A 23,280-nucleotide genomic window follows, 5' to 3' on the forward strand; every position below is an offset into this window, starting at 1 on the left:
TTCCAGGAAAAACTTCTAAGCTTCAGGTCAAAAGGGACCGTACCCCAAACCGACACAGGTGGTCAGGTAGAGAATACCAAGGCGCTTGAGAGAACTTGGGTGAAGGAACTAGGCAAAATGGCACCGTAACTTCGGGAGAAGGTGCGCCGGCTAGGGTGAAGGACTTGCTCCGTAAGCTCTGGCTGGTCGAAGATACCAGGTGGCTGCGACTGTTTATTAAAAACACAGCACTGTGCTAACACGTAAGTGGACGTATACGGTGTGACGCCTGCCCGGTGCCGGAAGGTTAATTGATGGGGTTAGACTCTCTTTTAAGAGAATCGAAGCTCTTGATCGAAGCCCCGGTAAACGGCGGCCGTAACTATAACGGTCCTAAGGTAGCGAAATTCCTTGTCGGGTAAGTTCCGACCTGCACGAATGGCGTAACGATGGCCACGCTGTCTCCACCCAAGACTCAGTGAAATTGAAATCGCTGTTAAGATGCAGTGTATCCGCGGCTAGACGGAAAGACCCCGTGAACCTTTACTACAGCTTCACAGTGGATCTTGATGTTGCTTGTGTAGGATAGGTGGGAGGCTTTGAAGTGTGGACGCCAGTCTGCATGGAGCCAACCTTGAAATACCACCCTGGCAATATTGAGGTTCTAACCCGGGTCCCTTATCGGGATCGGGGACATTGTGTGGTGGGTAGTTTGACTGGGGCGGTCTCCTCCCAAAGAGTAACGGAGGAGCACGAAGGTTGGCTAAGCACGGTCGGACATCGTGCGGTTAGTGTAAAGGCACAAGCCAGCTTGACTGCGAGACGTACATGTCGAGCAGGTACGAAAGTAGGTCTTAGTGATCCGGTGGTTCTGAATGGAAGGGCCATCGCTCAACGGATAAAAGGTACTCCGGGGATAACAGGCTGATACCGCCCAAGAGTTCACATCGACGGCGGTGTTTGGCACCTCGATGTCGGCTCATCACATCCTGGGGCTGAAGCCGGTCCCAAGGGTATGGCTGTTCGCCATTTAAAGTGGTACGCGAGCTGGGTTTAGAACGTCGTGAGACAGTTCGGTCCCTATCTGCCGTGGACGTTGGAAGTTTGAGGAGAGCTGCTCCTAGTACGAGAGGACCGGAGTGGACGAACCACTGGTGTTCGGGTTGTGTCGCCAGACGCATTGCCCGGTAGCTAAGTTCGGACGGGATAACCGCTGAAAGCATCTAAGCGGGAAGCCCCCTTCAAGATGAGACTTCCCTTGGCCCTAGAGGTCACATAAGAGACGTTGAAGACTACGACGTTGATAGGCTGGGTGTGTAAGCGTTGTGAGGCGTTGAGCTAACCAGTACTAATGACTCGAGAGGCTTGACCATATAACGCCAAAGCGATTTGCTGAATAAGCAAAGCCATACGCTAGAGAGTGTAGAGCAAGAACAAGCTTAATACTGAAAACGTTCCAGACGTTTTTCAGTACTTCCTCCATCCTTGGAGGTCGTTAAGAAACAGGATTCCAGGAATGAGAAGCGAAAGCTTCTGATTCAAAAGAATTTGCCTGGTGACCATAGAGCGTTGGAACCACCCGATCCCATCCCGAACTCGGAAGTGAAACGATGCATCGCCGATGGTAGTGTGGGGATTCCCCATGTGAGAGTAGGTCATCGCCAGGCACTAAATTAGAAAACCCTGATAGAGAAATCTGTCAGGGTTTTTGCTGTGTGCGGAAAATAAAACTACCTAATTATCTTCCCACTCACCTGTTTCATCAGCACCATTGGTGTTTTCAGGGGCATTGTCTTGTGCGGTTTTTATCATTTTCTCCATAGGGCTACCAGGTCTGTTAGCCTGATCTTCAAACGATGTCCTTCTTGAAGGTTGCTTTAGCTCTTGTTCTTGTACACTTTCTGCTGATCCAGCTGTAGAACTTGAGCTTGATTGCCTACGTGCGTTTCTCTTATTTATTTCGGCTTGTAGAGCGTCTGCACTTGGCTTCACCAATGATTGTGTTGGAGGTGTATCAGAAGTAGCCATTTGCACAGTAGAGCTATTACTCGTTGGCTGCCTCGGAATACTAGCAACTTGCGGCTCAGTTGATGCAGGTTCTAACGGAGGAGGTGGAGGCAGAGGTCGATCCATGTAGTGCATCATTTGAGATTGAGCGACTTCGCTTGAAGAGCCATTTTTAAGTTCCTCTATTGACACACCCAATGCTGAGTAGTAATTAGTGAACAGACTGTTAAAGCTGTCACTGTCCTGTTCAATGAGTGGTTGGTCAGCTTTAAGATAATCCAGATAATTATCAAATGCCTGATTAATATCTGCTTCAAGATGAGGGTATAGCTCAATAGAATCTTCGATAAAACGGGCAATATCCATGTTTGAATATGTGGTTACATGATCAGGATTGATTTCTGCCAGTCTGGCAGCGCGTTCAAGTCGCGCTTGATTATCAATAGGCATGACATCCGTAGTACCGTCTAATTCAGCTTCGCGCTGCTTCAGATGATCTGCCATTTGTGATATTGCATCATCGACAGATGCGTTTCCTTCCAGTGCCTTAATGCCAATATCAAGAGCTTTATAATAATGTTCGACGAATAACTTATTGAAGCCCTGTGGGTAATTTTCAAAAGCTTTACTGCTACCGTTTACTCCGTCAAGAAAAAAGTCGCAAATTTGGCCTATTTCATTTTGTAGGTGAGGGTTTTTATTAACAGCCCGCTCAATATCTTGTATTACTCCAGTTTGTGACCAACCTACATTTTGAGAAGAGGCTTCTGCCAAGCGTGAGGCAACTTCCATATGTAATGGAGCAGGTTGCCTGACTTCCTGAGCTTTAGGGGTAGCTTTACGAGCAGGGGTCAGGTTGGCGTGGCTTTCCAGAAATTCAATTTCCTGATCAAAGTCTGAATCTAAATTTCTGGATGAGCTGCTGTAGCCACTACTGATGGCCCAGAGAGCTTGATAGCTGTCATATCCTCTTTCTTCAACCAGCTGTCTATATTTTTGAGCCATTTGTTCGACAGCCTGGTCAGAAATAGCGTTGTCAGAGAGCTGTGAAAAAATTTGGTGAGCAGACGACACATCGGACTCTTCTATAATACCTTGTTTTTCCAAATCCACTAATATGGCATCGAAACCGGAATTACCGACAACTGATCGGGGGTCTACAGCACTATTGGGTGCAACTTCCATACTATCAGAAAATTGTTTTCGAACTTTTCCGAGTTCCATTCTCTGGTAGGTGTACTCTCTTTTGCTTGACTGAATTTGCTCTTGCTTATCTTTAATGGTTTGTTGTAATTCAGTCTTGTGGGTTTCATATAATGCTTTTTCCTTTCTGTTGTGACGGCGAGCAAATTGGTAAGAAATATTAAAGAAGCGTTTGATTTTAGAAGAGCCGGCATTAGCTCTCATCATCTGATAGTTTGATTCTCTGGATTCAATATTCCGGACGGCACCTTTTAACTGTCTAGTAAGTTGCCCAAGTTCTCTTTGATGTTCTGTCAGTAAATTCGTTGCACTTTGGAGAGCATTAATTCTGGTTTCATTTTCAGAGAGTTGTCTTTCCATTACGCTAACAGTAAGTGAAATATTTGAGTTGACGCCCTCAATAATTCCAGCAAATTTTTTTTCTTTAGTTGTCGAAGAGAGTATGGGTAAGAGCAACTCCTGTTTATCTGACTCTATACCTTCCAGCATGTCATGAGTTTCACGAAAGCTTTTAGAGGAAGGTTCAAGATGGTTTTTCCCGGTTATAAAGGCGCTGACTGCTTCTTGTCGAATGTCACTCTCGTTATCTTTTAACACTCTTGGCGCAACAGTTCCAAGCATGGATTGAAGATCATGGAGGTATTGGAGTTTGGTCATTTCTGCCTGATGAAAGTCAGCCTTTGAACCACGAGTTATATCAAATGACTTTAACGTTTTTGGTAATGCTTTAGTTATTCGTTGGCACTGTTTTTTTAAAATAGATTTTAATTCTTGGTGCTGTTTTGGTGTTATACTGTCACTTTCGGCTTCAGTTGCAATGAAATGATTCAGTGTTTGAAGAGTTTGAGGTTGATTGGCCTCTTTGATGGATCCAGTAAAAAAGATAGTAAGATCTTTTTGAGCACGTGCCTTTAAACCTTCCTCACTGACAACAACTTTATTATCCTTCTCATTGCCTATTGCTTTGCCGGCAAGCTTATCCTTAGCAATGCTTTTTATGCCTGCAATATCCTCTTGAAGCCCTTTATCATCAAGAATCGGAAGAGTGCCATTTCTGCCTGTTCTGGTATTGGTATTGAGCTGTTGTGTTGTTTTCTGAAAGTTACCGTGTTGTTGAATAATTTCAATCCGGCGATCATAAACTGACTTTTGCGTTTGATCCTGGACTTTCTTTAGTTGGGTGTCGCGATTATCAGGTAGTTTTTTATAAGCACTATCGGACTTGGTGACGGCTCTGGTATTAAACTCACCCTTTCTATCAATGGTATGAAACTTTTCTGATTCTGGATTGCCTTTAGTGGAATGAACTTTATCCATACCTGGATAAAAGTGCTCAAATCCGGTTGCTCCGGCTGAAATACCTTGTCCCATAGAGAGCTCTCCATTCTTTGGATAATAGTCCTTTCTAATAAAACATAGCTTAGTTATGGAATGAGGTAGTCAAGAATTCTATAACAATTCTTTTGGAATTAAGGTAATCAGAGGGTCTGAAATTAATAATTGCTGGGCTGTTTCAATATCGGGCGCAAAGAATCGGTCTTTATCATAGAACGCTACTACTCTACGAACTGCTTTATAGGCTTGTTCCAGAATGTTCGAGGTTTTGAGAGGCTTTCGAAAATCAATGCCCTGACAACCTGCCAATAACTCGATAGCAACGATTCCTCTGGTGTTATTGTTCATCGCCTGAAGGCGTCTGGCAGCGTGGGTGGCCATGGATACATGGTCTTCCTGATTGGCCGAGGTGGGAAGGCTGTCAACACAGGCCGGGTGCGCCAACATCTTGTTTTCACTGGCAAGGGCAGCAGCGGTCACCTGGGCAATCATAAAGCCGGAATTAATACCGCCATTTTTAACAAGGAATGCAGGTAAGCCGGATAATTGACTGTCCATCAATAAAGCCATCCGTCGTTCTGAAAGAGCACCAATTTCTGCAATAGCCAGAGCCATATTATCTGCAGCCATGGCGACAGGCTCGGCATGAAAATTTCCGCCGGAAAGAATATCGCCCTGTTCATAAAGAACCAGCGGGTTGTCAGAAACGGCATTGGCTTCGGTAAGAAGTATGTTACAGCAGTGGCGCAGTTGAGTCAGACAGGCGCCCATCACCTGGGGTTGGCAGCGCAGTGAATAAGGGTCCTGTACCTTGCTACAAGGTTGGTGAGAGCGTGATATTTCAGTTTCCGGTTCAAGAATGTATCGATAAATCTCTGCGGTATCGATTTGTCCCTGCTGACCACGAACCGCATGAATACGGCTATCAAAGGGCTTGCGACTGCCCAGAGTTGCTTCAAGGCTTAGGCTGCCTGTTAACAGGGCTGCTTTGAACAGGTCTTCTGCTTCAAAGAGTGCCTGAAGTGCCAATGCGGTAGAAACCTGAGTACCATTGAGAAGTGCCAGTCCTTCTTTAGGTGCCAGTTTGACCGGAGAAAGGCTGACACTGGTCAGTGCATCTCTGGCAGGTTTTGTTACGCCCAGATGATGCACATTTCCTTCACCCAGCAGAGCCATACTCATATGCGCTAAAGGAGCAAGGTCGCCCGATGCACCCACTGATCCTTGTGAAGGTATGCAGGGGTGAATGCCATGGTTGATCAAAGCAGCCATTATTTCGAGCACTTCCAGACGTATACCGGAATAGCCCCGGGCAAGGCTGTTCAGTTTCAGTACCATAATAAGGCGAACAAGCTTTTCGTCCAGTAGTTCGCCGGTACCTGCTGCATGAGATAAGACCAGTCGGTTCTGGAGTATTTCGAGTTGGTCGTGTGGGATACGGGTATTGGCTAATAAACCAAAACCGGTATTGATGCCATAAACCGTTTCATTGCTGGCAATGACATCTGCCACTACTTGAACACTGTTGTTTATAGCCTGATGGCAGTCGGGAGGCAGTTTTATTGTGACGGGTTGTTCATAAACCGTGCGGAGGGTTTCAATGCTTAGCGTACCGGGAGTCAGGGTGATCGACTGCGGCAAATTACTGATCCTCCAGCATGGGCAGGTCAAGGTGAGACTGACGGGCGCAATCTATCGCCTCCTGATAACCGGCATCTGCATGACGCATGACACCTGTCGCAGGATCATTGTTCAGAACCCGGGCAATACGACGGTCAGCCGCTTCGGTTCCATCGCAAACAATGACAACCCCCGCATGCTGACTAAAGCCCATACCAACACCTCCGCCGTGGTGCAGACTAACCCAGGTAGCGCCTCCGGCGGTATTGAGCAGGGCGTTGAGTAGCGGCCAGTCTGAAACCGCATCAGAACCGTCCAGCATGGATTCTGTTTCACGATTAGGTGAAGCAACCGAGCCGGAATCCAGATGGTCCCTGCCAATCACAACGGGTGCCGACAGCTCGCCGGATCTGACCATGGCATTAAAGGCAAGTCCCAGGCGTGCTCTGTCGGAAAGTCCCGCCCAACAGATTCTGGCCGGCAGTCCCTGAAAATGGATTTTCTTTTTTGCCATATCCAGCCAGTGGTGCAGATGCTGGTCGTCAGGTATTAATTCTTTGACTTTGGCATCGGTTTTATAAATATCTTCAGGGTCACCACTGAGTGCTACCCAGCGAAAAGGGCCTTTTCCAACGCAGAATAATGGTCGTATATAGGCAGGCACAAAACCGGGAAAGTCGAAGGCGTTTTTAACGCCGTCTTCCAGAGCAACCTGACGGATATTGTTGCCGTAATCAACGACCACCGACCCTCGCTTCTGGAAAGTCAGCATAGCCTGGACGTGTGTAGATATTGATGACGTGACTGCAGTCAGCAGACGTTCGGGGTCATTCAGCCTTGCCTGACCGGCTTCTTTCAGGTTCCAGCCGGAGGGCAGATAGCCATTTAATGGGTCGTGGGCGCTGGTCTGATCGGTGACCACGTCGGGCAGGATTTGTCTGGACAGCAGTTCTGGCAGAATATCAGCGGCATTGCCCAGCAGGCCGACAGAAAGAGGCTCATTTTGTTTGCAAGCCTCAAGAATCCAACTAAGTGCTTCATCGAGGTTGCTGGTTTTCCAATCCAGATAACCGGTCTCCAGTCGTTTATCAATCCGGCTTTCATTACACTCAATGGCCAGCATGGAAAACCCTGCCATGGTGGCCGCCAGAGGTTGTGCACCGCCCATTCCTCCCAGACCTGCTGTCAGAATCCATTTTCCAGCTGCGTTGCTTGCAAAGTGCTGGTCAGCAATGGCTGCAAAGGTTTCATACGTTCCCTGGACAATGCCTTGAGAGCCTATATAAATCCACGAGCCTGCCGTCATTTGCCCGTACATCATCAAACCCAGCTGGTCTAGCTGGTTAAAGTGTTGCCAGTTGGCCCAGTGAGGCACCAGATTAGAGTTGGCAATGAGTATTCTGGGCGCATCAGTATGCGTGGGAAAGACGCCAACGGGTTTGCCGGACTGTACCAGAAGAGTTTCGTCATCGTTTAGTCGCTTGAGAACTTCAACAATTTTGTCAAAGCATTGCCAGTTTCTGGCTGCCCGGCCTATCCCGCCATAGACGACCAGTTCGTCAGGTTTTTCTGCCACTGCCGGATCAAGGTTATTCATCAGCATTCGTAACGGGGCTTCAGTCAGCCAGCTTTTGGCAGTCAGTTGTGAACCGGTGGGAGCAGAGATGGATCGTAGCGATTCGTTTAACGATTTGTTTTTAGTGGTCATTGAGTCATCGGTTCCTGAAGCGTCAGTAAGTGAATCAGGCGAGCAGCCAGTCTGGCGGTTCGATGGTCGATATCATAGGTCGGGTTGAATTCGGCGATGTCGATCAGGCGCAGTTTTTCAGATTCCCGAATCTGTTCCAGTAGCGGCTCTGCAACGTCCAAAGGTACGCCTCTGCTGGCTGGCGCACTGACCCCGGGGGCCAGTGCAGCCGGAAAAGCATCCAGATCGATGGTGAGATAAACATGACTGACGTTATCAATGAAGTTTGACAGTTGTGACGTGAGATCAGCCAGTCGGTCAATGGTCATATCCCGATCGTATTGGAAATGGACGCCCAGTTCTCTGGCGCTTTCAAACAACATACGGGTGTTGCTGTTCTGGCTGACACCCAGGCACAGATAGTGAAAAGGCAGGCTGTGTTGTCTGGAATATTCGGCGATTTGCCAGAACGGAGTGCCTGAGCTGTTGCCTGTCTCGTCGGGTTGCCGTAAATCAAAGTGCGCATCAAAATTGATAATACCAACACTCGGTAACTGTGTAGTGTTCAGGTGTTGGATAAGGCCCTGATAACTGCCTCAGGCTATTTCATGACCACCGCCAAGGCCAATAGGTAATTGCTGGTTATTCAGTAATGTAGTGATGTGTTGGGCGTAAGCTTGTTGTGCAGCTTCCAGTTGCTCATTGCGGCAAACTATAGTGTTGCTGTCGTACACAGGGGCTTGGCGATTCCATGGCTGACTGGCGAGCGCTTTACGAAGGATATCCGGCCCTTTGGCTGCACCGGGACGCCCATGGTTCCGGCGAACCCCTTCATCGGATGCGAAGCCTGCCAGTGTGACACCGGGTAAGGATGTAGATTCTGAATAAGGTGTTACATTCTGGTGCCAGCGTTCTGCCCACTCAGGAACGGCTTCCTGATCCGTCCTTCCCTGCCAGAGTGTCATGTCAGGGGCTGTTTCCAGATAATTATCAGTCGTCTGCTGAAGGCTGTCTGGCTCAGCGCTCATAAACGATTTCTCCGCCTATGATTCGCTGTAATAGTGGTGACTGGCCCAGTTCATAAGGCAATTCATTAGGGTGCATGGTATCCCATAAACACAGGTCGGCTATTTTGCCGACTTCAATGGTTCCAATGTCTTCGATCATGCCCAATGCCTTTGCCGCTTCTCTGGTCGCTCCGGCGACAGCTTCGGCTGCACTGAGTTGAAACAGAATGCAACTCATGTTCATCATCAGGCGAATGGAAGCCATGGGCGAACTGCCCGGGTTAACATCGCTGGCGACTGCCATAGGTACTTTGAAGCGACGTAACAGCTCAATGGGCGGCTTTTTATTTCCCCTGAGGTAATAGAATGCTCCGGGCAATAGTACGGCGACAGTGCCGGACTCGGCCATGTTAATGGCACCTGCTTCATCCAGATATTCCAGATGATCGCATGACAGTGCGCCAAGGGAGGCCGCAAGAGAACTGGAACGTGTCAGCGACAGTTGCTCGGTATGACCTTTTATTGGCAGGTTGTGAGCCAATGCCGCCCGAAACACCCGTTCGCTCTGTTCCAGATCAAAACCAATGGTTTCGCTGAACACATCAACGGCGTCCGCCAACCCCTGTTCTGCGACAGCGGGAATGATTTCTTTGCACACCAGATCAATGTAGTCATTGGGTCTTCCTGCGAACTCAGGGGGAAGGGCATGGGCAGCCAGCAGGGTTGTTTTGACCCTGACGGGCACTCGTTTGCCGAGCTCCCGGGCCACTTCCAGCATTTTTATTTCATCAGGAAGGTTGAGTCCATAGCCGGACTTGATTTCGATGGTGGTCACACCTTCGCTGACCAGTGCCTGAAGTCTTGGGAGAGAAGATTTTATCAGTTGTTCTTTAGAGCGAACCCGTGTAGCCCTGACGGTGGACAATATACCGCCTCCCTGTCGGGCAATTTCCTGATAGGATTTGCCCTGTTGTCGCTGTTCAAACTCGTTAGCCCGGTTGCCGGCGAATACCAAATGGGTATGGCAGTCGATCAGTCCGGGAGTCAGCCAGCCATTGTGCCCGTCAATGACGTCGAATGGCAGGGACGTAGCGGTAACAGACGACATTGGCTGAATGCAGGCAATGCGCCCGTCCAGAATACCAAGGGCGCACATTGTATGAATACCGTAGGCGTCCGGAAGGGATGGATCAAACGTGGCAAGGTTGACGTTAATCCATACCCGGTTACAGTCTTTCAGGCTGATGGCCTGGGAATTGGGCATAAGACTCTGATGCTCAGGCATAAAGTGAATCCGTTAGCAGTACCGGTTGGTATTCGGTCGCTGCAGTCGCGTTTCTTAACCCTGTCTTAAAAGATATAAAGAGTTTCACACCAGCTGACAAGTACTACTTTGGCGCTGGACAATAAGGATAGCTCTTTCGTAGTGAAACACTGGAATAAAAGCGAGTGCTCAATTGTGTGGTTGCTGACTCGGGATAGAGGCAAAATGGCAGGTTATTTTGAGAGGTTGTGGTCGAAAGTAATGAACTAATACTGTCTTTTAATTCATATAGTTATTAAAAACTTAATAAATATGACGAAACACTGAGAAGTGGGCTAATGTTTTATAGATAAGCAGTCGTTCTGATCACACAAAATGGTAACGACTATGACTGATGATTCTCTCATCCTGTTAACGTTTCTGGTTTATTTCGGGCTTATGCTGCTAGTTGGTTTGTATGCGTGGCGCCGAACCCTGAGTTCTTCCGATTATTTTCTTGGTGGACGGTCTCTTGGCCCCTGGTCTGCAGCGCTCAGTGCCGGTGCATCTGATATGAGTGGCTGGTTATTGCTGGGTCTGCCCGGTTATGCCTTTGCAGCCGGTCTTGAAGCTTTCTGGCTGGCGGCCGGTCTGCTGGCAGGCACCTGGTTGAACTGGCTGATTGTGTCGAGGCGTCTGCGCACCTACAGTGCCCTTGCTGATGATTCATTAACCCTGCCTGAATTTCTTGCCAATCGCTTTGAAGATAAAAAAGGGCTTCTACAGCCCGTTTCGGCCATGTTTATTTTGATCTTCTTCCTTTTTTATACCAGCTCGGGTCTGGTCGCCGGTGGCAAGTTATTCGAATCGGTCTTTGGTATTGATTACCACTGGGCTGTGGTGATTGGTATGGTCAGCGTCATTTCCTACACACTGTTTGGTGGTTTTCTGGCTGTGTGCTGGACTGATTTGATTCAGGGATTGCTGATGTCTGCTGCTTTGCTGGTTGTGCCGGTGGCTGCACTGGAAGCCAGCGGCGGTTCAGAAACGGTTTTTCAGGAATTGCACCGCATTAATCCCGAGCTGTTAAATATGTTGACGACCGTTGAAGGGGAAGCCTTGTCATTAATCATGTTGTTGTCTTTGTTAGGCTGGGGGTTGGGGTATTTTGGTCAGCCCCATATCATGGCTCGCTTTAAGGCGGTCAAGTCCGAAGGGCAATTGGTTCTGGCTCGCAGAATTGCGGTGAGCTGGACTGGCATTTGTATGCTCAGTGCTCTGCTGGTCGGTTTGGCCGGCGCTGTGTATACCGATCGGGTTGGACTTCGCCTGGATGACCCGGAAGCCATTTTTATGTTGATGGTGAATACACTGTTCCATCCGGTGATTGCCGGTATCTTGCTGGCCGCTATTCTGGCGGCGATTATGAGTACGGCTGATTCGCAGCTTCTGGTGTGCTCAACAGCATTTGCTGAAGACTTTTATCAGGATATTTTCCGGCGCCACGCCCCGCAGGAAGAAGTGTTGCTGGTAGGGCGGATCGCCGTTGTGGGGATTGCCATCATCGCAACCTGGCTGGCATTAAATCCTGAACGTTCTGTACTGGGCATGGTGTCCTATGCCTGGGCGGGCTTTGGTGCAGCCTTTGGTCCGGTTCTGGTGCTTTCGTTGTATTGGCGACGGATGAATGCCATGGGGGCAATGGCCGGTATTGTTGCCGGAGGACTGACCGTTGTCTGGTGGAAACAGCAGCAGGGCGGCTGGTACGACCTGTATGAAATCATTCCGGGCGTCATTGCTGCCACCCTCGCTGTGCTGGTGTTCAGCTATCTAGGCAGAAAACCTTCAGACACCATGGAAAAGCTGTTTGATAAAGTCAGTGGCAGGGTTGAACAACTTTCACATTATGATGATGAAGAACCTTCCGTGTCTTGAAAGACGGCAGGGAGGCTGACCGGCAGGTAATAATTTAGTGCCTTTCAGCGTCAGTCTGCCCTTTTTTTGTGCATCGCTTCCGATGCACAGCATCTTCTTCCTTCACCTTTCTTATTTAAAACCCTTTTAAAGCTTCTCGAAAAAAATTGGCACAGGCCTTGCTTGTTTACTGTAAACAAAAAGATGTGGGAAACCTGGGTAATGGGTATTAAGAAAACGCTGGTGGTTGTCGGCAATGGTATGGTCGGTCATCGCTTTCTCGAACAACTGGTTGAAGCCGGTGGCCTGAACCAGTTTGACGTGCTGGTGTTTGGTGAAGAGCCCAGGCCAGCTTACGACAGGGTACATTTATCCGAGTACTTTTCCGGTCGGTCAGCTGAAGAGTTGTCTGTGGTGCCGGAAGGGTTCTATCAACAACCCGGACTGACACTGGTTTTGAATGACCGGGTTGAAGTGATTGATCGAACGGCTGGCAAGGTGATTACCAGTGGTGGTCTCGAACAGTCCTATGATCATCTGGTTCTGGCAACGGGTTCTTATCCTTTTGTGCCCCCTGTCACCGGCAATGACCGGCCTAACTGCTTTGTTTATCGAACCATTGAAGATCTTGAAGCGATCCAGTCGGCGGCAGCTTCCTGCAAAACCGGTGTCGTGGTAGGAGGTGGCCTGCTGGGACTGGAAGCTGCCAAAGCATTAAAAGACCTTGGTCTTGATACACACGTTGTTGAATTTGCTCCCAGACTGATGGCGGTTCAGGTTGATGAAGGTGGTGGGGCCATGCTTCAGCACAAGATTGAAACTCTGGGAGTGACTGTCCACACCGGTAAAAACACTCAGCAGATTACTGCGGGTGAACAGTCAGTCCATCAGATGCAGTTTGCCGATGGTGAATCCCTTGAAACCGATATGATTCTGTTTTCTGCGGGTATTCGGCCGAGAGATGAGCTGGCCCGTCAGTGTGATCTTGCTTTGGGTGAAAGGGGAGGCATTGTTATTGACAACGAATGCCGTACATCCGATCAGACTATTTTCGCCATTGGTGAGTGTGCACTCTGGGAAAATCGCATTTTTGGTTTGGTTGCACCGGGCTATCAGATGGGGCAGGTGGTGGTAGATCAGCTGTTGAATACCGGTGAGTCTCTGTTTAAAGGGGCTGATATGAGCACCAAACTGAAGTTGATGGGGGTTGATGTTGCCAGTATTGGTGATGCTCATGCCCGAACTCAGGGTGCACTGAGTTATCAGTTTATTGATGAAGAAAAAGAAGTTTATAAAAAGCTGGTGGTTTCAGGTAATAAGAAGAAGGTGCTGGGCGCTGTACTGGTTGGCGATGCAGAAGAGTACGGTACGCTTCTGCAAATGGTGTTAAACGACATTCGTCCTCCGGCGAATCCGGCAGAACTTATTCTTCCACCGGTTGACGGCCAGTCATCAGCCGGTGTCGGGGTAGCAGCGTTGCCAGATACGGCGCAGATCTGTTCCTGTTTTAATGTCAGTAAAGGCGATCTGGTAGGGGCAGTGGCAGCGGGTTGTCAGGGTCTGTCTGCGCTAAAAGCGGAAACGTCAGCGGGTACTGGCTGTGGAGGGTGTGCGCAGTTGGTGAAACAGGTGCTTGATCATGAGTTGCTGCAACTAGGCATCGAAGTAAAGAAAGACCTGTGTGAGCATTTTCCCTATTCCCGGCAGGAACTCTACCATCTGGTTCGGGTGGGGCAGTTAAAAACCTTTGCAGAAGTGATTGAAAAACACGGCTCAGGGCTTGGCTGTGATATCTGTAAGCCCACTGTAGGATCGATTCTGGCTTCCTGCTGGAACGATTATATTCTTCACGACGAGCATGCACCGCTACAGGATACCAACGACTATTTCCTCGGCAATATGCAAAAAGATGGCACGTATTCTGTTGTCCCCAGAATTCCCGGTGGCGAGATAACACCGGAAAAACTGTTGGTGATTGGTGAGGTTGGTCGTGACTTTAATCTGTATACCAAGATAACGGGCGGACAACGCATAGACCTGTTCGGTGCTCAGGTGCATCAGCTGCCTGCTATCTGGAAGCGTCTGGTCGATGCCGGATTTGAAACAGGTCATGCTTATGGCAAGTCCCTGCGAACGGTGAAGTCCTGTGTCGGCAGCACCTGGTGCCGTTATGGTGTGCAGGACAGTGTTGGTATGGCGATTCATGTTGAAAACCGTTATCGAGGTGTTCGCTCTCCCCATAAAATGAAAATGGCTGTGTCCGGTTGCACCCGTGAGTGTGCCGAAGCCCAGAGTAAAGACGTCGGGGTGATTGCAACAGAGCAGGGCTGGAATCTTTATGTGGGCGGCAATGGTGGTATGAAGCCCAGGCATGCCGACTTGTTCGCTACCGGTCTGGACGACCATACCCTGATACAGTACATCGATCGATTCCTGATGTTTTATATCCGAACCGCTGAACGATTACAGAGAACCTCGGTGTGGCTGGATAACCTTGAAGGCGGTCTGGATTATCTCAGGGAGGTCATTATTGATGACAGTCTGGGCATTGCGCAGGAATTGGAAAATGAGATGGCACACCTGATTGAGACTTATCAGTGTGAATGGAAGACGACGCTGGATAATCCTGAAAAACTCAAGCGCTTCAGCCATTTTGTCAACAGTGATCAGTCTGACAGCAATGTCATCTTTGTCAGGGAACGGGAACAGATTCGGCCTGCGACAGAGGTTGAAAAAATACAGCTGAAGCAAGTTGGCTGACTGGCGTTTAAACATAAGGAGATAACCATGAGTCATTCCTGGAAAACGGTCTGTTCAGTTCATGACATTAAAGACGGAATGGGTGTGTGTGCACTGGTAGGCGGCTGTCAGGTGGCCCTGTTTCGGGTGAATGAGCGCATTTTCGGGGTCAGTAACCATGATCCCTTTAGTGGCAGTAATGTGATATCCCGGGGTATTACCGGTGACTTACAGGGGCATATTGTGGTGGCGTCGCCTGTTTATAAACAGCACTTTGATCTGGAAACCGGCATCTGTCTGGAAGATGAAAGCGTTTGTCTGACCTCTTATCCTGTCGAGGTGGTGGATGACTGCGTAATGGTGATGTTACCTGCCTCCAATATCGATCAGGTAGCCTGATATGAAGTTGGTTGTTGTTGGCAATGGTATGGGGTCTGTCCGGATGCTGGAACATCTGGCAGAGGGTCATCACCAGCACGATATTGTTGTGCTGTCTGAGGAGTCCAGCCCCGGCTATAACCGTATTCTGTTGTCTAAATTACTGGCGGGCAGTATCGACAGGGAATCGATTGAGCTAAAAGCCAGACATTGGTATCAGGAGCACGGTATTCGGCTGCTATCGAATAAGTGTCACAAAGTCACTGGCATCGACAGAACTCTGAAACAGGTTAAAACCGTTGATGGGGAATTTTACCCTTATGACAAACTCATTCTGGCAACAGGTTCCCGACCCGTCTCCATTCCGGTTGGTGGTGCAAATTTGCAGGGAGTGATGTTTTTTCGTCAATCAGGTGATGTTGATTTAATGCTGGAGTCTGCCCGGAAGGAGAATGCAAAAGCAGTCGTTATAGGGGGCGGGCTGTTGGGGCTGGAATGTGCCAGCGGACTGGTAAAGCGTGGTATGAGTGTGACTGTAGTGGACACTAATCCAACACTGCTTGGGCGACAGCTGGATGGTACTGCCGGTGAAATGCTTCGGTCTGAACTGGAAACCCGGGGAATTGCATTTCGCTGTGGTGCCCGTTTGCAACAGTACCTGGGTAATCAAAAGGGATGGGTGCAGCAGGTAGAAATTATAAACGACCAGAGTCAACAGGAGTATTTGGACGCTTCTCTGGTTGTTGTTGCAGCAGGTGTGCGGCCTGAGGGCAGCCTTATGCAGTCAGCCGGTCTGGAGTGTGACAGGGGTGTCATGGTCAATGAGAACATGCAAACTTCAGACCCGGATATTTTTGCTTTTGGTGAGTGCGTTCAGCTGCGGGACTCTCTGTTTGGGTTGGTAGCTCCGGTCTATGAACAGGCTCAGGTGGTGAGTGAACAGCTATTGGGCAGGGGCTCGAAAGGGTTTGTGCCGGTTCCGATTCCCACTCGTTTAAAAGTTGATGGTATTGATCTCTTTTCCTGTGGCGAATTCATTGCCGGTGAAGGCGATGAGGAATTGCTGGTGGATGCCCGACAATACGGCGTTTACCGGAAAATCGTCATTCATAATAATCGCATAAAAGGCGTGCTGCTGTATGGAGATGTCAGCGGTGGCCAGTGGTACCAGAACCTGATGCTTCAGTCTGACGATATTTCTTCATTCAGGCAGCAGCTGATTTTTGGACAACACTTCCTGCCTGCCGCTTAAGCAATAACCAGGAATACAAACAGAACATCTTAATGGCTAAGACAGTACATACAACCTGTGCCTACTGCGGGGTAGGTTGTGGCATCAAAGCAGAAGTCAGTGACCAGACACTTCATCTCGTTAATATTCAGGGAAATGAAGACCATCCCGCCAACTTTGGCCGACTGTGCTCAAAAGGAAGTGCGTTGGGAGAAACGGTTTCACTGGAAAACCGTTTATTAACGCCAGAGGTTGATGGTGAAGTGGTTCATTGGGATCGCGCCCTGGAGAGTGTTGCCAGTCGTTTGCGCGATACTGTTGCACAGTATGGTCCTGATGCTGTTGCTTTATACGGCTCAGGTCAACTAATGACAGAAGATTATTATGTGGCTAACAAGCTGATGAAAGGGTTCATTGGCAGTGCCAATATCGATACGAACTCCCGCCTGTGCATGGCCTCGACGGTAGCCGGACATAAGCGTGCATTTGGTTCGGACACGTTGCCTAACTGTTACGAAGATTTGGAACAGTGTGATTTGTTGGTGCTGGTGGGTTCCAATACGGCCTGGTGTCATCCGGTGCTGTTTCAGCGTATTCGGGCCGCAAAGCAGCAAAGACCGGAAATGAAGGTTGTCGTGATTGATCCGAGAAAAACGGATACCTGCGATATTGCTGATCTCCACTTACCCCTCAGACCCGGAACCGATGTTGCGCTGTTTGCTGGTCTGTTAATGCATTTATCAGAGAGGGGTGTGGTAGACGGCCACTATGTCGAACAGCATACGACAGGGTTACAAGGTGCGTTGAAAGCGGCTGAGGAAAGCGCTGGCTCAATACAGAAGGTAGCGGAGATTTGTGACCTTGACTGCCAGAGTGTGGAAGCCTTTTATCGGTGGTTTGCCAGTCTGGATAAAACGGTAACGGCCTGGTCTCAGGGCGTTAATCAGTCTGTTGCAGGAACCGATAAAGTCAATGCCATTATCAACTGCCATCTGTTAACGGGACGCATTGGTAAACCGGGCAGTGGACCACTGTCGTTGACAGGTCAGCCCAATGCGATGGGTGGGCGAGAGGTAGGTGGTCTGGCCAGTCAGCTGGCAGCTCATATGGATTTCTCCGATCCAGCGGATATCGACCGTGTTCGCCGTTTCTGGCAAGCCCCCGCTATGGCTGATAAGCCGGGTAAAACGGCAGTCGATATGTTTCAGGCTGTCGAAAAAGGCAAAATCAAATTCATCTGGATCATGGGAACCAACCCATTGGTCAGTATGCCCGATGCCGACCAGTGTCGGGCAGCACTGGCTAAATGTCCGACAGTGGTTGTTTCTGACTGCATTAAAACAACCGACACATCGGCTTATGCCGACATCCTTTTGCCCGCAGCGGGCTGGAGTGAAAAGGACGGTACCGTGACCAACTCGGAACGACGAATTTCCAGACAGAAAGCCCTGTTTCCCTTGTCGGGTGATGCCAGGCCGGACTGGTGGATTGTCAGTCAGGTGGCGACCTGTCTAGGTTTTTCAGAGGCATTTAATTATCAGCAGGCAAGTCAGATTTTTTGTGAACATGCTGCGTTGTCCGGTTTTGAAAACAGCGATTCAGGTAAACGACGGGATTTTGATATCAGCGCACTGTCAAGGCTGACAGAAAATGACTATGACCAGCTACAACCGTTACAGTGGCCGGTTTCAGGCAGAGGGCACTATACAGCAGTCGGGAGTAAACGATTATTTGCTGGTGGAGGCTTTTTTACGGAAGACCGTAAAGCCCGCTTTGTGCCCACATGCTTCAGCTGGCAGAGAAATCAGCCTGATGAAGATTACCCCTTGTTGTTAAACACCGGGCGTATCAGGGATCAGTGGCATACCATGACCAGAACCGCTTTGTCAGCCCGCTTAAGTCAGCATATTGATGAGCCATTTATTGAAGTGCATCCTGATGATGCAAGCCGTTTGATGATTAAGGACCAATCATACTGTCGTGTATCCTCGGCATTCGGCAATGCTGTGCTGAAAGTGACGGTCACGGATTCCTGTAAACAGGGGACGGTATTTGCGCCAATGCACTGGAGCAGGACGAACAGCCGTTCTGGCGCCATTGGTTCGCTGGTTAACCCGTTGACTGATCCTGTTTCCAGGCAGCCAGATTGTAAACACACTCCGGTCAGGTTGGAAGCTTTTGATTTTAACTGGCATGGCGTTTTTCTGACCCGGGAAAAACTGGATATGCAAGCATTCACTTATGGCACAGAGGTTCGTATGCAACACGGGTTTCGTTATGAACTGTCTGATGATCAGGATCTGACTGAAAGCCTGAATATGTCAGGTGATCGTATCCGTTATCTCGATCCGGTGTCCGGTTGTACCCGTCATGTGTTGTTTAAGCAGAATAAGTTGCAGGGTATTCTGATAACCGATTGCCAACCTGTACAGTGTGACCGTAGCTGGCTACAGAGCGCCTTTGCCAGAAGTGAGTGGTCGGTAACCGATCGCTGGCAGTTGCTGGCTGGTAATGCCCCTCAGGGAGAAGGGGAGGGTCAAACTGTCTGCGCCTGTTTTGGGGTAGGAGAGCGCTTGATTTGTCGGGCGATTGCTGCAGATGGAATAACTGACCCGGCACAGGTAGGCCAGACACTGAAAGCGGGCACTAACTGTGGCTCCTGCATACCGGAAATAAGACGCCTTATTAAGAGCGTTCACACCTCTTCTTCGTAGAAACCGATCGATAGACGACGTAAGTATTTTTGTTATGTCGCTTAAATTTTATTAAATTCTTCCGTTTTCCAATAAGTTAGAATAACAGTATTTTGCCGGGAGTTAAAAATGCTGAAGCTGGTAGGCTTTTTGCTGACAATAGTCAGTGTGATAGGCGGGTATTATCTGGGCGACGGTTCAATGAGTGCGCTCTGGCAACCGGCTTTTATCTTGATTGTGGTGGGTGGCACCGCAGGCTCATTTTTTTCTTCTACCCCCAGTGATGTATTGAATATCACCTGGAAGTATCTGTCACAGGCGATTATGGGTAAACGCCGCAATCAGGAAGATTATGAACGCTTGCTGCAGTTGTTGTATGACCTGTTTCAGACCGATCGTCGGAAAGGTCGTCAGGCATTGGAGGAACATATTGAGGAACCGGAAAACAGTAACCTGTTTCAGGAATCAGGCTTTCTTTCCAGTAAGCGACTGGTGACCTACATTTGTGACAACCTGCGTATTACCATCCTTGGCCAGAACAGCGCCCCTGAGCTGGAAGCGTTGCTGGAGGCTGAACTGGCTGCTTTTGAAGCGGAACAGATGCAAAGTGTTCAGGCGTTACGCCGTGCGGTTGACAGTGCTCCGGGCTTTGGCATTGTGGCTTCGGTACTGGGCGTTATTATTGCCATGAGTTCGGTTTCCGGACCCATTGACGTTCTGGGTATGGCGGTTGCTGGCTCCATGGTCGGCACTATGCTGGGGATGTTGTCGGGCTATGGCATTCTGACCCCCATGATGAACCTCGTGACGCATGCGATAAGAGATGAAATCATGCTGTTCGAGAGTGTTAAAGCTTCTCTGGTGGCTAACTGTGGCGGTCGTCATTCTCTGGTGGCAGTGGATGCCGGTCGCAGGGTGCTGTACTCCGGTGTTCAACCCAGTTTTGTTGAGTTGGAGCGCAAGTTGCAGAGAGTGGCAGCATGAGTCGGCTTAGAGGGAGTCAGGAAGAACAAATGGGCACATGGAAGGGGGCAATGGCCGACTTCTGTATGTCCATGATGACGCTGTTTATGGTGTTGTGGATAGTGTCTATTACCGACGCCGAGCAGAGAGAAGGTTTATCGGGCTATTTCTCGGGCCCCGGTTCAATCAGCAGCTTTACCACTGGTCACTCGGTGATTGATTTTAAAATGTCGGTCAATGAAACTCTGGGTGAATGGAAGCCTCCGCATCTTGAGATGGATGAGTATGATGACAGTGCAGAAGGCAACCTGCTGCTTGAAGAAAGTCAGTTCAGTAATCCCTATGTGGTTGAGCTCCTGAAAATAAAACAGTATCAGGACAACCTGCGTATGGAAGAGGTAGAAGATGGGTTACTGATTCAGCTGGTGGAAACCGATGATCAGCCTATGTTCAAACTGGGTGAGTATGAGCTGACGTATTTTTTTGAGGACATTCTGTTTGAGTTGGGTCCGTTGTTGGAAAAGTCTGGACACGATATCCGAATTATCGGTCATACAGACTCCACTCCGTTCTCCAGTGACAGTTACCGTAATAACTGGACTCTGTCGTATGCAAGGGCGAACAATGTCAGGGAAGTGCTGAACTATCTGGGAATGAATAATAGTCGTTTTGTGGCAGTTTCCGGCATGGCTGACAGCCAGCTGCTTGATGAAGATAACGCCAGGGCCGCTGTTAACCGGCGTGTAGAACTGCTGGTTCTGCATAAATATGAAGAGATGCCTGTTACCCTTTAAGCGTAAAGTCAGCCGTATTCCGGCTTAGTCAGGTTTGGTTTTTGAAGGAGGTTTGGACAGATCTGGGTAGAAGTGATCATTGGCCAGTTTTGATAACGCAGCCTGAATCATGTCTTCAGTCAAAGGGCGTTCGGTTCCATCCGGCAGGACAAGAGCGCCTCCTTTGAACCCCTCTCTCCCAGCCCTTTCTTTGTGCTGGCTCGATTCCATAAGCTGTCCTTTTGCCCGCAGTGTGCTCATCCTGAACTGATTCCAGTACAACATAATTAAAGCGGCTACACCAGAATTGACTGAATACTGATCAAAAAATTACCTCTTCGCTTTATACGAAGGAGGTTCTATACACATCAAATGATGAGTTAGGGGAAGTTTATGGCATGGGTATGAATGCTTTATGACAATAGCCGTTCAAAGGGCGTTGAGAAGATGTGACCGGGATAGTTACACCATTCCGGTCTGCAGTTCTGCTTCTGTATACAGTGGATAATCCATGGCATCAGGCAGTTGATAATGCCACCATTCACTCTGTATAGGGTTAAATCCTGAAAGGCTCATAACCCCTGCCAGTAGCAGGCGGTTATACTGAGCTTTTTCAGATACCTGATCATTTCCGTGATGAGCCAGAGGTCGGAAGTCGTCAAAATCAGTGCCCATTTCAAGCTCCTGACCAAAACTGTCTGTAATGGTCAGGTCCACAGCAATGCCTCTGCAATGTGGGCAAGTGCCACTTTCAGGGTCTGAGACATACAGAGGGTCGGGAGTATGGTCAAACAGTAATTGCTGCGCCTCCTGCGGGCGAAAGGCATCCCAGATTTTCAGTTTCAGTCCCAGAGGTGACAGTAGCTCGATGGCTTTTTCCAGACCTTTGACAGCGTCCCGGTGTAGATAACAGAGCGGCTTCTGGTAAATGGCTCTGCCGGTAAAGTTGTCTTTGGTGGCATACGCCAGCGACAGTTTAAGGTCGTGACTCTCAGGAGTGATGGCTACGAGCTGATTGGTTTTCATGGGTAGTTATCATTGTCCGGATTGGCTATCTGGTCAGTCATATATCTTAACCTTTATCGGCATTGACATCGGCATCGACAATGATATCTGACGGCTGACGGGGGACTGAGGATGTTTTTACCGGTTTAAGCAGATTCGCAGCGAACGCAGTGACCAGCATGCCCATCAGTGTGGCAAAAACATACCAGAAACGACCTTCCACCACGGGTAGAACAATCCAGCCACCCCAGGGGGCGTTGTTTAATACACCAGCACTGAACGCAATGATGTTGCCGGTTACGCCCCCAAGAACAATGGCAGGTAATACCCTGAAAGGGTCGGCTACTGCAAAGGGTATCGCCCCTTCGGAGATACCAATCATTCCCATCATCAGCGCTGCTTTACCAGCCTGACGTTCTTCTCCGGAATATTTTTGTGGTGACAGAATAGTGGCTAGCCACATCCCCAGCGGCGGTGTGCAAATCGCGACACCGACTCCGCCCATCAGGTAAGGGTGGTCTTTAACCTGGGTTTGTGCAAACAAAGTAGCGACTTTGTTCACCGGTCCACCCATGTCAAATGCGGTCATTGCGCCCAGCGTTGCGCCCAGCACTATTTTTGATGCGCCCTGTAAGCTGTATAACCATTCATTGAGGGAGGTCATCAGGTGAGCAATGGGGTATCCGATAAACCAGATAACAATACCCGAGGTAAGAAAGGTTCCGAGCAGAGGATAGATGAAAATAGCGCCCATGGGTTTCATGGCGCCCGGTAATGGAATCCGCTTAAGCAGGTTGACCAGGTAGCCTGCGATAAAGCCGACAATAATTGCACCCAGAAAACCACCACCGTAGCTTTCGGCCAACCAGGCGCCGATCATGCCGGGTGCGAGTCCTGGTCGGCTTGCAATTGACCAGGCAATATAGCCCCCCAATACCGGAATAAACAGGGTGAAACCAGCTGCCCCCATATTCCACAGGTCCTTTAGAAAGCCTGACTCAGGACGGGCAGCTTCTCCATTTAGCATGACGGCGAGAGATAGCAGTACTCCGCCAGCCACTATAAAAGGAATCATATGGCTGGTACCGGTGAGAAGATGCTGTTTCAGACTGAAAAGTTCTTGTCTGAAGTTTGGTAAAGCGTTTGCTGATCCTGATAATTTCATTAGCTAATTCATCTCAATGCCAGCCAGTTCGCCTCTTTTCAGATTCAGTTCGATGAACTGGCCAGTGGGTGAGAGGATGATAGATGCCCGGTACAGGTTTGCCATCGCTGCGCTTGCTTTTCAGCCGTTTGTTTTCGTTCCTTTTTTGCTCGATGGTGATGGCATCATCCAGTGTCTGTTCTTTGCACCAGTTCTCAGGACACTTTTCTTTCTTTGCTTCTGGTTCATCAAGATCTGAGAAGTCGGTGGCGCAGCCGCCAAGGACAAGTAAAAAGGCATTAAGCACCAGACTGCAGAATCGAACATTGTACTTGGATAAAATACGCATGATTACTGAG

At 49.1% G+C, this 23,280-nt stretch carries 15 protein-coding genes, 2 rRNA genes and 1 pseudogene (1 of these 18 cut by a window edge); 9 read left to right on the forward strand and 9 right to left on the reverse strand.

What is annotated here, in order from left to right; translation table 11 throughout:
• Together EZMO1_RS08195 and rrf are read left to right on the forward strand one after the other, a co-directional pair.
• Positions 1–1,352: ribosomal RNA gene (locus tag EZMO1_RS08195) — 23S ribosomal RNA — on the forward strand; it begins 1,594 nt to the left of the window's first position.
• Positions 1,353–1,530: 178 nt separating this feature from the next.
• Positions 1,531–1,646: ribosomal RNA gene (rrf, locus tag EZMO1_RS08200) — 5S ribosomal RNA — on the forward strand.
• Positions 1,647–1,713: 67 nt separating this feature from the next.
• Here rrf and EZMO1_RS08205 read toward each other — a convergent pair.
• From EZMO1_RS08205 to hutI, 5 genes and pseudogenes are all read right to left on the reverse strand, one after another.
• Positions 1,714–4,560 carry a hypothetical protein gene (locus tag EZMO1_RS08205; protein ID WP_034874219.1) on the reverse strand — a complete coding sequence of 949 codons (2,847 nt, stop codon included), beginning with the start codon at positions 4,558–4,560 and terminating at the stop codon, positions 1,714–1,716.
• Positions 4,561–4,638: 78 nt separating this feature from the next.
• The gene (gene hutH, locus EZMO1_RS08210) at positions 4,639–6,174 is read right to left on the reverse strand and encodes a histidine ammonia-lyase (RefSeq protein WP_413783207.1); all 1,536 of its coding nucleotides are present in this window, start codon (positions 6,172–6,174) and stop codon (positions 4,639–4,641) included.
• Positions 6,167–7,852 (reverse strand): urocanate hydratase, encoded by a 1,686-nt coding sequence (gene hutU, locus EZMO1_RS08215; protein ID WP_034874217.1) that lies wholly within the window; start codon positions 7,850–7,852, stop codon positions 6,167–6,169. The genes hutH and hutU overlap by 8 nt, the downstream gene beginning before the upstream one ends.
• Positions 7,849–8,859 (reverse strand): annotated as a pseudogene (gene hutG, locus EZMO1_RS08220) (formimidoylglutamase). Before hutG ends, hutU begins: the two are co-directional and overlap by 4 nt.
• Positions 8,849–10,123, reverse strand: a complete 1,275-nt coding sequence (gene hutI, locus EZMO1_RS08225; RefSeq protein ID WP_236631978.1) for an imidazolonepropionase — start codon at positions 10,121–10,123, stop codon at positions 8,849–8,851. The pseudogene hutG and the gene hutI overlap by 11 nt, the downstream one beginning before the upstream one ends.
• A gap of 366 nt (positions 10,124–10,489) precedes the next feature.
• On the opposite strand from hutI, the gene putP reads away from it, so the two are divergent.
• From putP to EZMO1_RS08260, 7 genes are all read left to right on the forward strand, one after another.
• Positions 10,490–12,016: a sodium/proline symporter PutP gene (gene putP, locus EZMO1_RS08230; RefSeq protein WP_034874216.1), complete on the forward strand. Its 1,527-nt coding sequence runs from the start codon at positions 10,490–10,492 to the stop codon at positions 12,014–12,016.
• Positions 12,017–12,217: 201 nt separating this feature from the next.
• Positions 12,218–14,755, forward strand: coding sequence for a nitrite reductase large subunit NirB (gene nirB, locus EZMO1_RS08235; protein WP_034875381.1), 2,538 nt, complete (start codon positions 12,218–12,220; stop codon positions 14,753–14,755).
• A gap of 27 nt (positions 14,756–14,782) precedes the next feature.
• Positions 14,783–15,133, forward strand: coding sequence for a nitrite reductase small subunit NirD (nirD, locus tag EZMO1_RS08240; RefSeq protein ID WP_051789650.1), 351 nt, complete (start codon positions 14,783–14,785; stop codon positions 15,131–15,133).
• A gap of 1 nt (position 15,134) precedes the next feature.
• A complete protein-coding gene (locus tag EZMO1_RS08245; protein ID WP_051789648.1) occupies positions 15,135–16,364 on the forward strand; it encodes an NAD(P)/FAD-dependent oxidoreductase in 1,230 nt (409 codons plus the stop codon).
• 32 nt (positions 16,365–16,396) lie between these two features.
• A complete protein-coding gene (locus tag EZMO1_RS08250) occupies positions 16,397–19,057 on the forward strand; it encodes a nitrate reductase (RefSeq protein WP_034874214.1) in 2,661 nt (886 codons plus the stop codon).
• Positions 19,058–19,165: 108 nt separating this feature from the next.
• Positions 19,166–20,020 carry a motility-associated protein gene (locus tag EZMO1_RS08255; RefSeq protein ID WP_034874213.1) on the forward strand — a complete coding sequence of 285 codons (855 nt, stop codon included), beginning with the start codon at positions 19,166–19,168 and terminating at the stop codon, positions 20,018–20,020.
• Entirely contained in the window at positions 20,017–20,793 is a 777-nt protein-coding gene (locus EZMO1_RS08260) for an OmpA family protein (RefSeq protein WP_082211815.1), read from the forward strand. The genes EZMO1_RS08255 and EZMO1_RS08260 overlap by 4 nt, the downstream gene beginning before the upstream one ends.
• Positions 20,794–20,817: 24 nt before the next feature.
• Here EZMO1_RS08260 and EZMO1_RS08265 read toward each other — a convergent pair whose 3' ends face one another.
• The 4 genes from EZMO1_RS08265 to EZMO1_RS08280 form a co-directional block, all read right to left on the reverse strand.
• Positions 20,818–21,003 carry a hypothetical protein gene (locus EZMO1_RS08265; RefSeq protein WP_145912533.1) on the reverse strand — a complete coding sequence of 62 codons (186 nt, stop codon included), beginning with the start codon at positions 21,001–21,003 and terminating at the stop codon, positions 20,818–20,820.
• A gap of 231 nt (positions 21,004–21,234) precedes the next feature.
• A complete protein-coding gene (ddpX, locus tag EZMO1_RS08270) occupies positions 21,235–21,798 on the reverse strand; it encodes a D-alanyl-D-alanine dipeptidase (protein WP_034874210.1) in 564 nt (187 codons plus the stop codon).
• Positions 21,799–21,844: 46 nt separating this feature from the next.
• Entirely contained in the window at positions 21,845–22,852 is a 1,008-nt protein-coding gene (locus EZMO1_RS08275; RefSeq protein WP_236631977.1) for a PTS fructose transporter subunit IIC, read from the reverse strand.
• A gap of 103 nt (positions 22,853–22,955) precedes the next feature.
• On the reverse strand, positions 22,956–23,270 hold the full coding sequence (locus EZMO1_RS08280; RefSeq protein WP_034874209.1) for a hypothetical protein: 315 nt from the start codon (positions 23,268–23,270) through the stop codon (positions 22,956–22,958).
• Positions 23,271–23,280 lie beyond the last annotated feature (10 nt).

Origin of the sequence: Endozoicomonas montiporae CL-33 (assembly GCF_001583435.1) — a bacterium.
Taxonomy (GTDB): domain Bacteria; phylum Pseudomonadota; class Gammaproteobacteria; order Pseudomonadales; family Endozoicomonadaceae; genus Endozoicomonas_A; species Endozoicomonas_A montiporae.

Coding starts and splice junctions, on each gene's coding strand:
- EZMO1_RS08260 (WP_082211815.1), top strand. CDS start 20,017: ATGAGTCGGCTTAGAGGGAGTCAGGAAGAACAAATGGGCACATGGAAG.
- ddpX (WP_034874210.1), bottom strand. CDS start 21,798: ATGAAAACCAATCAGCTCGTAGCCATCACTCCTGAGAGTCACGACCTT.
- EZMO1_RS08255 (WP_034874213.1), top strand. CDS start 19,166: ATGCTGAAGCTGGTAGGCTTTTTGCTGACAATAGTCAGTGTGATAGGC.
- hutI (WP_236631978.1), bottom strand. CDS start 10,123: ATGCCTGAGCATCAGAGTCTTATGCCCAATTCCCAGGCCATCAGCCTG.
- putP (WP_034874216.1), top strand. CDS start 10,490: ATGACTGATGATTCTCTCATCCTGTTAACGTTTCTGGTTTATTTCGGG.
- nirB (WP_034875381.1), top strand. CDS start 12,218: ATGGGTATTAAGAAAACGCTGGTGGTTGTCGGCAATGGTATGGTCGGT.
- EZMO1_RS08205 (WP_034874219.1), bottom strand. CDS start 4,560: ATGGGACAAGGTATTTCAGCCGGAGCAACCGGATTTGAGCACTTTTAT.
- EZMO1_RS08245 (WP_051789648.1), top strand. CDS start 15,135: ATGAAGTTGGTTGTTGTTGGCAATGGTATGGGGTCTGTCCGGATGCTG.
- EZMO1_RS08280 (WP_034874209.1), bottom strand. CDS start 23,270: ATGCGTATTTTATCCAAGTACAATGTTCGATTCTGCAGTCTGGTGCTT.
- EZMO1_RS08250 (WP_034874214.1), top strand. CDS start 16,397: ATGGCTAAGACAGTACATACAACCTGTGCCTACTGCGGGGTAGGTTGT.
- nirD (WP_051789650.1), top strand. CDS start 14,783: ATGAGTCATTCCTGGAAAACGGTCTGTTCAGTTCATGACATTAAAGAC.
- hutU (WP_034874217.1), bottom strand. CDS start 7,852: ATGACCACTAAAAACAAATCGTTAAACGAATCGCTACGATCCATCTCT.
- EZMO1_RS08275 (WP_236631977.1), bottom strand. CDS start 22,852: ATGATTCCTTTTATAGTGGCTGGCGGAGTACTGCTATCTCTCGCCGTC.
- EZMO1_RS08265 (WP_145912533.1), bottom strand. CDS start 21,003: ATGGAATCGAGCCAGCACAAAGAAAGGGCTGGGAGAGAGGGGTTCAAA.